Annotated in this window: 8 protein-coding genes and 1 pseudogene; 4 read left to right on the forward strand and 5 right to left on the reverse strand. The window is 67.9% G+C overall.

Going from position 1 to position 12,198, the window contains the following annotated elements; genetic code table 11:
* Positions 1-184 precede the first annotated feature (184 nt).
* A complete protein-coding gene (locus tag ACFYPN_RS06915; RefSeq protein ID WP_358759849.1) occupies positions 185-2,314 on the forward strand; it encodes a DUF2075 domain-containing protein in 2,130 nt (709 codons plus the stop codon).
* Between the two features lie 56 nt (positions 2,315-2,370).
* Here ACFYPN_RS06915 and ACFYPN_RS06920 read toward each other — a convergent pair whose 3' ends face one another.
* Both ACFYPN_RS06920 and ACFYPN_RS06925 read right to left on the reverse strand, forming a co-directional pair.
* On the reverse strand, positions 2,371-2,499 hold the full coding sequence (locus tag ACFYPN_RS06920) for a DUF6408 family protein (protein ID WP_358759824.1): 129 nt from the start codon (positions 2,497-2,499) through the stop codon (positions 2,371-2,373).
* Positions 2,500-2,758: 259 nt separating this feature from the next.
* Positions 2,759-4,630, reverse strand: a complete 1,872-nt coding sequence (locus ACFYPN_RS06925; protein WP_358759822.1) for a DUF2075 domain-containing protein — start codon at positions 4,628-4,630, stop codon at positions 2,759-2,761.
* Positions 4,631-5,309: 679 nt separating this feature from the next.
* Here ACFYPN_RS06925 and ACFYPN_RS06930 point away from each other — a divergent pair.
* The 3 genes and pseudogenes from ACFYPN_RS06930 to ACFYPN_RS06940 form a co-directional block, all read left to right on the forward strand.
* Positions 5,310-5,495: pseudogene (locus ACFYPN_RS06930) on the forward strand (IS630 family transposase); the annotation flags it as partial.
* A 483-nt stretch (positions 5,496-5,978) separates the two neighbouring features.
* Positions 5,979-7,265, forward strand: coding sequence for an ATP-grasp domain-containing protein (locus tag ACFYPN_RS06935; protein WP_358759820.1), 1,287 nt, complete (start codon positions 5,979-5,981; stop codon positions 7,263-7,265).
* Positions 7,262-8,584 carry an MFS transporter gene (locus ACFYPN_RS06940; protein ID WP_358759818.1) on the forward strand — a complete coding sequence of 441 codons (1,323 nt, stop codon included), beginning with the start codon at positions 7,262-7,264 and terminating at the stop codon, positions 8,582-8,584. The genes ACFYPN_RS06935 and ACFYPN_RS06940 overlap by 4 nt, the downstream gene beginning before the upstream one ends.
* Before the next feature lie 61 nt (positions 8,585-8,645).
* Here the strand turns inward: ACFYPN_RS06940 and ACFYPN_RS06945 are convergent, their stop codons facing one another.
* The 3 genes from ACFYPN_RS06945 to ACFYPN_RS06955 all read right to left on the reverse strand — a co-directional run bounded on the left by ACFYPN_RS06945 (position 8,646) and on the right by ACFYPN_RS06955 (position 12,178).
* Entirely contained in the window at positions 8,646-9,983 is a 1,338-nt protein-coding gene (locus tag ACFYPN_RS06945) for an MATE family efflux transporter (protein WP_389297089.1), read from the reverse strand.
* A complete protein-coding gene (locus ACFYPN_RS06950) occupies positions 9,980-10,495 on the reverse strand; it encodes a hypothetical protein (RefSeq protein ID WP_389297090.1) in 516 nt (171 codons plus the stop codon). The genes ACFYPN_RS06945 and ACFYPN_RS06950 overlap by 4 nt, the downstream gene beginning before the upstream one ends.
* Positions 10,496-10,867: 372 nt before the next feature.
* Positions 10,868-12,178: a Gfo/Idh/MocA family oxidoreductase gene (locus ACFYPN_RS06955; RefSeq protein ID WP_358759812.1), complete on the reverse strand. Its 1,311-nt coding sequence runs from the start codon at positions 12,176-12,178 to the stop codon at positions 10,868-10,870.
* Positions 12,179-12,198: the final 20 nt, after the last annotated feature.

Genomic DNA, 12,198 nt, shown 5'->3' on the forward strand with positions numbered 1-12,198 from the left:
CACCTGCACCGCGTGATCCAGCCATGATCGCCACAGTTCCGGCCGACAAGCAGGGCGATGTCATCGGCGGCCCGGGCCCTACTTAAGATCACCACAATCGGAATGCGGCCCGACGGGCTTCCTGGACAGGACACGCCCCCACCCGCACGAGTCACTCGTGCCCTGGGGGAACCACCTCGTGTCCATGCTCCTTCTGAGACTGTCGGCTCAGGATCTGCTCACTCTCAACTCGCGGGACCGGATGGTGCCGCATCTTGCTGCCCGGTGGCAGTACTTCCGGGGGGCGAACGCCTCGGAGTCTGAGCGTTCCGCCTGGGCGGAGAGCCTCGTGAGTCTCGCGAACGACCTCGTCGCGGCTGGACGGGGCAACGTGGAGATGATCGTCGAGTGTGCGGCCACCCTCGACGAGGAGGTTCGCCCCGGAGATCCACGCCTTATTGACGTCGTTCTGGTGGGGCGCCATCCAGAGCGACACGTGCCTTCCGTGCAGCTGGTCGAGTTGAAACGCTGGTCAACGGCGAGTCGGGTTGAACGGGCAGTCGCGGGTCTCTTGCAGGTGCCTGGCATCAAGCACGCGAAGAAGCATCCGGCGCTGCAACTGGAAGCCAATTACGAGGCTTTCACGAGCTCCCGAGGTCCGTTTCAGGGTGCTGACTTCGAATGCGGCGGTTTCGCCTACTTGCACAACGCCACTGATGAATCCGTAAGAGCGCTGATCGACGTGGACGCGCCGACAGGGGCCTACGCCCGGGTCTACACAAATGACCGACGCGCTCAGCTGCTGGTCGATCTCAGGATGAACTTCGCGAAGGACGGCGCGGCCTCCACGGCCGAGAGGATGCTGCAGAGCATGGGCCTGCGCAACACTCCGCTCCTGGATGCCATGATCTGGTCTCGCGGAGCCGACACCGTCTTCACTCTGCGAGGGCGGCAGAAGGAGGTCGCGGAGCAGATCCTGGAGACCGCTTCAAGGGTCCTGCCGGATCCTCGCCGTCCCGCCTTGGTGCCGGACGAGCGGCGTGTGATCTTCCTCGTGACGGGAGGGGCGGGCACCGGAAAGAGTGCCATCGGTCTGCAGATCAAAGCCGAGCTGGAGGGCCAAGGTCGTACGGTCAAATACGCAAGCGGCAGCCGGGCTTTCAACGGTGCCCTTCAAGAACATGTGGGTTACGGAGATCGGCAGTTCAGGGAGACGTTCACCTACTTCAGTAACTTCGTCGCTCCACCCGACCCCCCCCTGGACGTGCTGATCTGCGACGAAGCACACCGGCTCCGGGATCGGTCGACCAGCCGGTTCTGGAAGCCCGAAGAGCAGGGCACAGGCCCGCAGGTCGACGAACTCCTGGCTGCATCCCGCTTGACAGTGTTCTTTTTGGACGAGGGGCAGTCGGTGAGACCGAACGAAGTCGGAACCGTCGATCTGATCCAGGATGCGGCCGATCGCCACGACGCTCTTGTTGTTCCTTACAAGTTGCGAGAACAGTTTCGATGCGGGGGGAGCGACGCCTACGTCCGTTGGGTCAAGGCACTGCTCGGCGTGACGGGCGGGGAACCTGGCAAATGGCGTCCTGATGGACTGATGCACGTTGAGGTGGCTGACACCCCGGAAGAACTCGAAAAAATCATTCGCACAGAGGCTCTGGCCGGTGCGTCCGGACGCTTGGTCGCAGGCTACTGCTGGCCATGGACGAAGCCGCTCGGCGAAGAGCGACGGCTGGAGGCCGACGTCCGTATCGGTGAGTGGCACCGGCCATGGAACGCGGACAGCGAAAGCTTCTGCGAGAACGAGACGCCGCCGTCGAAGATCTGGTCGGTGCACGAGAATGGACTGGATCAGATCGGCTGTGTCTACACGGCGCAGGGACTCGAATGGGACTGGTGCGGTGTGATCATGGGGGACGACATGATACGTCGCGGTAATCGATGGGTCTTTCGGCGGGGGAAAGAACTCAAGACAGCAGATCCGAGTATCAAGCGAGTCGCGGAACCCGGTTCGTTCGATCCCAAAGTGAAGGCCGGCAGTGTCGATGACGGCGCGTTCGCGCGTCTCGTCCGAAACGCCTACCACGTGTTGATGACCCGGGCCAGTCGTGCCACGGTGCTCTACTCCACGGACCAGGAGACCCGAGACTATCTCAAGAGCCTCGTCGGCGAAGTCGAGATTCACGGGCTGCGCCCCACCTGGGAGAACCTGCCGGTGGAAGCACGTATACCGCATCTGCCCAGGCCTGGCCGAGCACGGGGAAGAGGAAGGAGCAGGGGGAAACGTCAGAAGGATGGGATGCTGCAAATCCCTGAGTCGAGGCTGTTCTGAACAGATTAGTCATATGAGTGAGGTGGCGGACTCACCGGGTCCGCCACCGGCCTGCACTAGAAGAGCAGGCCTGCCATCGCCACCAAGGCCGTCACCAAAAGATTGGTGACGACGGCGGCGGCGAACTCGATCAGGATCTTGCGGATCCGTGCACGACGCGCAGGCTTGCACTTGACTGAGGTCATGGCCACTCCAGAGCAGTGAGATCGGAATGGCAGGGGGACGCCCTGCCGGGCATCCACGCTCGCGTCGCATGTCACCACACGACGGGCACAACCATTCCTCACCTGCGGCTCATTGAAGCGCGCTTAGGACCCGCAGCCTCGTACCCTCCGGGAAGGTGCGCAGCGTGATCATGCTATCTCCTGCGTCCATGCCCCCGGGTACTGATTGCGCGATAGCGTCCCATGCGCGCACCCGGCGTGCTCCGGGTGCCTTCGACGGTCACAGCGTCGTGGGGATCAGTGAGCGGAGCTTCTCGCGGGTTTCCTGGTCCGTCGAGTAGATAACCGTGCCGATCATGCCCCGTGTCAGCAGCACTTTGTACGTGTTGCGGATGAGGCGGCTGACATCTTCGTCGGCGGTGGCCTTGGTGAAAGACGGGTCCTTCGAAGCGCCTCGGTCCACCACCCATCGATCCGTACGCCAGACGAGGTCCGGACCCATGATCACGCCGGACCAGTCGTACTCGAAGCCTTGCGCGGTGTAGACGCACCCGACCTGTCCGAATCCTGCCGGGTCGGTGGCCCAGAGGGGTGCCGGCGGGGCACCGAGCAGGGCGCGGTCGCCGTAAAGGTTCCACGGCCTTGTCCAGTTGCCGATGACCACGTCTGGGGGAAGGGCGTGCATGCGGGGGGTGATCTTTGTCGTCCACTTCCAGCAGTACCCGGCGGACATGCGCGCACCGTAGTCCTGGGCCCTTCGGGTAGCCAGAAAGCCCTCCAGTTCCTGAGGCGTGTCTGCTGTCAGGAGCTGTACCTTGCCGTCCGGCTCCCACAGAGTGGGCGCGCTTCCTTCGAGTCCCAGCAGGTCGACCACCCAGCGCAGGTAGGCGTCGCTTCCGCCGCACCGGAACTGGCCGTCGAGATTCACCACCGTACAGTCCAGCCCTTGTTCTGCCGCAGCTACCTGAATCTGTTCCACCGTTCCCATTTCGCCCGGACGTACTACCTGGTGCTGGTCCAGCAGGAACACCGGCACCCGCGCAGCGTCCATCAGCTCCGCCACCTGCGGTCGGCCGGTTCGCAGAGCCGCCGTCGTGTAGCGGTTAGCGGACGTCTTGCGTAGCCGGTGCGCTTCGTCGCAGATCAGCACGTCGAGGTCGTTCGGCTCAGCCTCCATGAAGCTGTTGAAGTAACGGAAGAGCCGTTGGACCTCCGGCTTGCGGGCACCGGCGACCTTGCGCATCGTCTTGGTGAAGGACTGCGATCCGGTGGCATGCAGGGCAGGCACCCCGCGCCGGTAGAGGTCACCCAACAGCGAGAGCGCGATCACGCTCTTGCCGGAGCCTGGCCCGCCGGCTACGACGACGACCTGCTTGTGGTTGGACCGCCGGGCCTGCCGGACTGCCGACATGACCGTCTCGTAGGCGAGTCGCTGTTCGTCCAGCAGAACAAACTGTTCCCGGTTGCGTACCTCTTCGGCAGCAACGGTCATCAACTGTCTCGACGGCCGCACTTTGCCCTGCAACAAGGCATCGGCTGCCTCGGCGCCCGGTTTCGCCGCCAGCCTGGAGCGGAGGTAGCCGAGGAAGGCGCCGCGCTGGTCGCCGGTGAACATTCGGCCCCGATCGTCCTCGGTGACTGCGCGGAGCCCCGCCACCCCGTGTTCGGTCGCGTTATGCAGATACGCGACGCCCGCGACCGAGTCGGGGATCCGCTCCAACGCTCCGTTGAACGAGATGAGGTAGTCGCAGTAGCCGCGCACCTGCTCGATCGGGTTGAGAACCGGATCCGGGTAGGCGTTGATGCGGCAAAGCAGCGGATCGTCATCCTCGGGGTAGGCCTCGCTCCACTGCTTCAGCTCGACCACCACGTACGAGGGCTCTCCGGTACCTGGATGAATACCGGCAAGTATCACGTCCGCGCGCTTGCTGGTCAGGGGAAGTGCGTACTCCAACATCACCTCGATCTCACCGAGCCCGGCTTCGACGAGCGCGTAGGTGAGTGCCGGGATGCTCCGTTCCCATGAGCGCACCTCCGCAGAGTGGGGCTGGTGGCGGTGTTTGTGGAGGAAATTCTCGCGCAGGAGCTCGGCCAGCTGTCCTTCAAGGCGGGTGCGGTTGGCCAGTGACGCCGCGGACTCACGGAACAGCAAGGAAGTGCCCCCAGGCAGCACGAAGTAGCTCGTGCGGGTGGGGGCATGTCCTTCGGTCCCACATAGAAGTGGAGCGGAAGCCCGTCGGGCCGCTGAGATGGTCCTCACCATCCTAGCCAAGGCTATGGATCAGGCCCCTGAGCTGGTCCCACGCCTGATGGATGGGGAGCCGGCGACGCTCCGCTGACGCGCACAGGGGCGTGTCCGGAACGAGCGTGGGCGGACCATGCAAGCGGAGCTGGTCGTGGCAGCCTTTCCGCTCCGAGCGCGAAGCAGAGGCTGGGAGCCATGACGCTCATTTGACACTTTGGGTGTCCGCGCCCATGACGGTGCGACTAGAAAGTGCCTCTGACCTGGGATTTTATGCGAATGGTGTAGGTCGATGCTATTCCGATGACGCACCACGTGGAGTGCGTGGCGATCCTGGAGCCTGCTGCGAAGGGCGTCTGATCTGCGGGTTCAGGTGGCGCGCGATATGTGCGGTGTGGGCGCTACGGGCGATATCTTGACGCTGGAATGATGCTCCCGCAAGCATCTTGACGCTCATTGGTACCGGTGACTGGCGAGCCGTCAGGTCTCGATCCTTGCAGCCCGAGGCTGGGTTGAGCGTCCCCGCAGGGGGTGCGTGGCGATGCCCTTTCGTCGGTGGCGCCGGTGCGAGGACCGGGAATGCTCGCCTCGTCCGGTGGTCCGCCGCGGCGTCCACACCTCCATTCAGGCCCTGGAGGACGACATCCGCGCGTGGATCAGGACCTGGAACGAAAGCCCGGAACCCTTCACCTGGACCAAGAGCGCCGACGAGATCCTCAGCTCACCGGCCGACTGCCTCACAAAGAGCGCGCTGCCCAGCCTCCGGAAACCGTAGAAGACTTCACCGCCTCATTTCGGACGCGGGACAGCCCTTGGCTCGAACCCCCTGGCCGGCCGGCAGCCGGAGATCATCTCCAGCCCGCCGGGCCCGGGAAGCCACTTCCCGGCTGCCCACTGCGGGAAGGAGGTCAGCCGTATGCCGGTGAACCGCCGGAAGGCAGAGAGGACGTTGCCCAACCAACGTTCCGGAAGGTCCCGTTGGAGCGCCCGCGGGCCCGCGGATCCTCCGCGGACGGTCGGGCGGTCCGGGCCTCCCGCTCCGGTCCGCAGCCGTCACCGGAGCGGCCACCGTTCCGCCGCCATCTCGTTGCGGCACCCGCCATGACCAGGGAGTCATGGTCCGGGGAAGTTGATCCACCGCCGTGACAGGGCCGGGGGGACGTGCCTACGATTCACTGCCGTCCCCGAAGAGGCTGAACAGCCGGGGCCGACCCACGGTTGAAGCACCCCGCTTCGCCTCTGCGCGACCTGGAGAGACATGTCATCCACCGGCTCTCGTCCTGGTGACCCGCTCGAAGGCGGACACCTGCTCGTCATCGGCGTACTGAGGGACATCGTCGCTCGGGCGAGCGAGCTCGTTCCCTCGCTGACCACCTCGGTACTCTGCACCGCCGACGAGGCGAAGGCGCTTCCCCGACTCGCGGACCACTTCCGCGTCGTCGTGCTCCCCGGCGACGCGTCCCTGGCGGACTGGTCCGGCGCCGCCGCGTACATACATGCCCTGCGACCCGTGGACCGGGTGCTCTGCTACGGCGAGGACGGCCAGGAACCCGCGGCAGCGGTGTGCGAGGCCCTGTCCCTGTCCGGGCATGCGAGGGAGACCGTGCTCGCCGTCAACAGCAAGCGGCTGATGCGCGATCGGCTGGCTGCCGCCGGCGTTGACGACACGCTTGCCGTCCGCGTCACCTCGCCCGGAGAGCTGGCCTCCTTCGCCGCGCGCGTGGGGTACCCCGTCATATGCAAGCCCACCGGCGGGGTGGGCAGTCAGGGTGTCGTACGCATCGACTCGGCCGATGACCTGGCGGAAGGGCTGGCCCGCGCCCTCGCGCCCGCGCCGGACGGGACGCCGGCCGATGTCATGGCCGAGAAGTTCCACCGGGGCCAGGAGTTCAGCGTCGAGGCGGTCAGTGAGGACGGACAGCACCTCCCGCTGTGCGTCACCCAGAAGTTCGTGATACCCGGCGGCTTCGTCGAGCTGGGCCACCAGTTGCCGGCCCCGCTTCCCCCCGGCGCAGAACAGCAGATCTTCCGCACGGTCGCGGCGGCCCTCGACGCCCTCGGCGTCCGGAACGGTGCCACGCACACCGAGGTGATCGTCGACGGCCAGCAGGTCCGCGTCATCGAGACGCACCTGCGACAGGGCGGGGACCGCATCCCCTATCTGCTGCGGGCGGCGCGTGACGTCGACATGGTGGAGGCGCTGGCACGCCAGAGTGCCGGCCTGTCCGCGATGGGGCAGCTCAGGGCGGAGATCGAACAGCCCCTCGGTGAAGCCCCGTTCGCCGCGATCTGGTACGCGGTGCCGGACCGGCCCGGTCGCATCGCCGAGGTCCGGGGCGAGTCCGAGGCGCGGGCAGTAGCAGGGGTGCGCGACGTCGTGCTCCGCCGTACCGCCGGAGACACCCTCACAGCCGTGACGTGCTCCGACGACCGTCCTGCCTACTGCTGGGCTGTCGGCGCGACCCCGGAACTGGCGCTCGACGCCGCGCGGAGCGGCATCTCGAAGCTGAGCTTCGTCATGGAAGAGCTGGACGAGTCGCTGTGATCGGAACGGCAGCGCTGCGCTCCTTCGTCAGCCGCCTGCGCCACAGCTCGGCCAAGGAACGGGCCCTGGTCGCGAGTTGTCTGTCCGACTCCCTGGGCACCGGCCTCTTCATGGCCATGGCCGCCACCTACTTCACCCGGACGGCGAACCTCGAACCGACCCAGTTCGCCCTCGGGCTCTCGCTGGCAGGTCTGGTCGGCTTCGTCTTCACCATCCCCATGGGGCTGATCGGCGACCGGTTCGGTACGCGCCGCACCCTCATCGCCATCAACCTCTGGCGTGCGGTCGGTATCAGCACGTACGTCTTCGTCTCGTCCTTCGCCACCTACGTGGTCATCGTGCTCGTCACCGCGGTGGCCGACCGTACGGCCGGTGCGATCAGCCAGGCACTCGTCGCCGACTCCACGGACAAGGAGGAGCGCCCTCAGCTGATGGCTCTGATCCGGTCGGTGCGCAACGTCGGATACGCCGTCGGCGGGCTCGCCGCCAGCATTGCCATCGCCTTCGCGAACGACTGGCTCTACCGGGGCATGATCCTCGGGGTCTCCCTCTTCTTCGTGCTCTGCGCCGCCCTCCTCCAGCGGCTTCCGGAGCGCCGGGCAACGGACCGTCGGCAGCGCGAGAGGCGGCGCTGGGCGTTCAAAGACCGTGAGTACATGGCCTTCACGGGGCTGAACACCCTGATGAGCCTGCACATCACCACGTTGAACGTCCTGCTCCCGCTGTGGATCCTGTCCGCGCCGGGCATCCCCAACAGCTTCGCGGCGATCCCGCTGACCATCAACACAGTGGTGGTCTCGCTCTGCCAGATTCCCGCGACCAGGCACGTGATCTCGGTGGTGGCGGCAGGCAAGGCCACGCTGGGCGCCGGAGCCGGGCTGGCCGCAGCGACGCTCTTCATCGCCGGAGCGGCCTGGCCGGCCAACGCCGGCGCGGCGATCCCCCTCCTCCTGTGCGGTGTGCTGGCCCTCACCGCCGCCGAGATGTTGCAGTCCGCCGCTTCCTGGCAGTTCTCGGTCGACCTCGCGCCCGAGGACAACAGGACGCAGTACATCGCCACGTTCTACCTCGGGGGGACGGTCGAGCGCATTCTCGGTCCGGTCGCACTCGCCGCGCTGATCCTCGCGTTCCGCTCGTGGGGCTGGGTGGCCCTGGGCACGCTCTTCCTGCTCGGTGGCATCGCCACCTGGGTCCTCGCCCGGCGGCACGCGGCCGGGCCCCCCGTGCCTCTCCCGGGTCGCCCCACCGAACCCGCCGAACCCGCCGAACCCACCGAACCCGCCAAGCCCGTCGGACGTACGGTCGAGGTGGCGGACTGATCCGACGGGCGGCGCCCCGCGCCCTCGGCGGTTCTCCGGGACCGGCCCCGCCGACCGGCGCTCAGCGGGTGCCGCCCGTGACGATCCAACGGCCCGAGCGCGCACGGAACCACAGGGTCACCAGCCGCACACCGATCATCAGGGTCATCGCCCACCACAGGGCGACCAGTCCGCCGTCGTGCGCGAGTACCGCGAGGGCGGCCGAGACGAAGACCACGAGCGTCACGAGCATCGCGCCCGCGAGGTACGGTCCGTCGCCCGCCCCCATGAGGACGCCGTCCAGCACGAAGACGACGCCCGAGAGCGGCTGGCAGCACGCGATCACCAGCAGCACGGGGAACAGCGTCCGCCGCACCTCGGGATCGGAGGTGAACAGCGGGAGCAGCAGGGGGCCTGCGGCCACCAGCAGCAGACCCAGGACGACGCCGGACGACACGCCCCAGCGGACCATGCGCCGGCATGCCTCACGGGCGGCGTTCCGGTCGCCCGACCCCAGGTGGCGGCCGATGATCGCCTGCCCCGCGATCGCGATGGCGTCCAGGCCGAATGCGAGCAGACTCCAGAAGGAGAGCGCGATCTGATGGGCGGCCAGGTCGGTGTCGCCCAGCCGGGCCGCCACCGCGGTGGTGACGACCGCCATCGCGCGCAGGGAGAGCGTCCGGACGAGCAGAGGGACACCGGCCCGGGCACCCCGGCCGACGCCCGCGAGGTCCGGCCGCAGGGAGACGCCGTGCCGACGGGCACCCCGCACGACCACGAGGAGATAGGCGGCGGCCATGCCCCACTGGGCAATGACCGTGCCCCAGGCGGAACCGGAGACTCCCAGCCCCGCACCGTGGACCAGCGCGACGTTGAGGACGGCGTTCGCGCCGAACCCGCCGACGGCGACCCGGAGAGGGGTCCGTGTGTCCTGCAGCCCCCGGAGCACCCCGGTGGATGCCAGTACCACCAGCATCGCGGGGATACCGAAGACCGCTACCCGGAGGTAGGACGTCGCGTACGGGGCGGCCGGGACCGATGCCCCGAAGGCGTCGACGAGTCGTCCGGCCGCCGGGAAACCCGCGAGGAGGACGGTGCCGCCGAGCGCCAGCGCCAGCCAGATGCCGTCCACCCCTTGGCGGACTGCCCCCGGGACATCGTCCGCCCCGATGCGGCGGGCGACCGCTGCGGTCGTCGCGTAGGCCAGGAACACGAAGATGTTCACGCCGGACATCAGCAGCGCCGTGGCCACCCCGAGACCCGCGAGCTGCTGCGTTCCCAGACGGCCGACGACGGCCGTGTCCACCATGACGAAGAGCGGCTGGGCCAGCAGGGCACCGAAGGCCGGCAGGGCGAGCGCGAGGATCTCCCTGTCGTGTCCGCGCGGGGAATCTGGCACGACGGGGGTACGCACGGTCATGGAGTCCTGGCTTCTCTTCGGGGCTCGGTGGCCCGCTCGTCGTCGGTCCTCACGCGAGTGGCCGGGGCCCGGACCCCGGCCACCGTACTCCCTGCCCGGACGGCCTCCCGGGTCCGGTCCGCCCATCGAACGACGGGCGAGATCAGCGGGCCGACCGCGACGAACAGGGCGGCCAGCAGAAGCCGGACCGGTGCACCGTGCCCGGGGGGCCGGGGCCGGTATCCGCGTTGTCGCCAGTGGGCCAGTACAAAGGTCGCCGCGTCCCCCAGGATCAGGCCGACGTACCAGGGCCTGCTGTCGGCGACCCGGCCGAGTCCCGCGATCAACGACCCCACAGCCAGGCCGACATAAGCGGTCTGACGCCTGACGGCGCGCGTCAGCACACGCCGGTCCGCCGGTCCGCCGGTCCGCCGGTCCGCCGGGACGAGCTGGGCGATCAGCGCCCCCCTGGGCCCCCTGGTGCCGGCGAGAGAGACACCGGTCAGGAGCGAGACCGCCAGGAAGAACGGCACCGAGTGGACCTGGGTGAATCACACCGACCCCAGGCACTGCACCAGGAAGGTCGGCACGAGGAGGTTGCGTGGCCCCCTGCGGTCCGCGAGGTGTCCCAGCGGCACACCGGCGACGACCGCGGCAGCTGCCCCCCAGACTGATTCCCAGCGTCACCTGGCCGGCCGTCAGCCCTACGGACCGGGTGAGGTGGAGAACGCTCACCGTCTGGTGGAGGCCGGTCCCCAGAGCGTTGAAAATGTTGGCGAGGATCACCATGCCGACCGGACCGCGTGGCATCGCCATACGCATCAGTACCGCCTTTCCTGCCGGACGACCGGTGGGGCCGAGGGGAGTTCAGGTGCACGCGGCCGCGGCCGGAGCGCGGAGCGCCCTCAGCGCTCGACGAAGCGGATCTCGTCGAGGGGTTCGACCCCTGCGACGTCCGCCGTCCAGAGCCGGTCGGACTCGATGACGATGTTGTAGTGATTCGGGAAGTGGCACTCGTCGAAGCCGGCCACGGTGCCGATCAGCCGGTCGTCGGCCAGTCGTACCTCGTCGCCCAGCGCGACGACGGTGCCTTCCTGGAACTCGACGAACCCGAGGAAGCCCACGGCGTCGACGGGGTCGCCGGCCACGCGCGGGCGGTCCGTCGTGGTCACCAGCTCATGGATCTCGCCCTTGGCGATACAGCGGGTGAACCACTCCGACAGGGCCATGCCCCGGCTCTCGCTGGTGTGGAAGAGCAGGCGCACCAGACGGCTACGGGCAGGCAGCTTGGACCGCCGGTGTCCCGCGTTCTCGCGACCGAGTGCGTAGGCCTCCTCCACGAGGCCGACGATCTCCACGCCCGTGCCGCACGACGAGCGACCCGCGGCGACCTGGCGGCGGAAGTCCGCCAGAATGCCGTCGTACTCGTGGCGCAGCGAGGACTTGAACGCGCTGAAGCCCTCCAGCATGTCGGCGCGCAGGACGGTGCCGTCGACCAGCTCGACGACGACGTCCTTCGTCTCGCCGGTCGTCAGCGCCCAGTCCAGCTCGACGCGGACCGTGATCCCGTCCGCGCTCACCAGATCGAGATGCGCGACGTACTCGATGCCGGACCGGACGTCGGCCAGCAGGGCGCCGGTGAGGGTGAGGCTGCCGACGAGGACGTGTGCCATGTCCAGCGCGTTGGGACCGTTGTCGATGAGGCAACCGCCCCCGCAGCGCTCGGCGTCGAGGTACCAGCGGTCGCCGCCCATGTGTTCGAGAATGTTCTCGTGGTAACGGACGGTGATCCGGCTGATCTGCGACCGGTCCGCAGGAAGCGCCTCGCGCAGGGCGGCCAGGTGGCTGTTGTAACGCCGGTGGAAGGCGGTGAAGAGAGTCTTCCCGGCGCGCTCGGCGGCTTCGGCCATCCGGGCCGCATCCGCCGAGGTGACCGCCAGAGGCTTCTCGCAGCAGACCGCGACCCCCGCCTCCAGGGCGGCGACGGCGGCATCCGCGTGGGCGTGGTTGGGCAGCGTGATGATCACCGCGTCGCACACACCCGCCGCGAGCAGCTCGCGGTAGTCGGTGAAGGCGGGCGTGCCCTGTTCGGCCAGCGCCTCCGTCTTGGCGGAGTCCAGATCGCAGACGGCGGCCAGCGTCGAATCCGGGCACCGTTCGACGGCCTCCAGGAAGAAGGGCGCTATTGCCCCGAGCCCGATGATTCCGTACCTCATGTGGGTGGTTCCTTCTCTCT

The organism is Streptomyces sp. NPDC005576 (assembly GCF_042871745.1).
Taxonomy (GTDB): domain Bacteria; phylum Actinomycetota; class Actinomycetes; order Streptomycetales; family Streptomycetaceae; genus Streptomyces.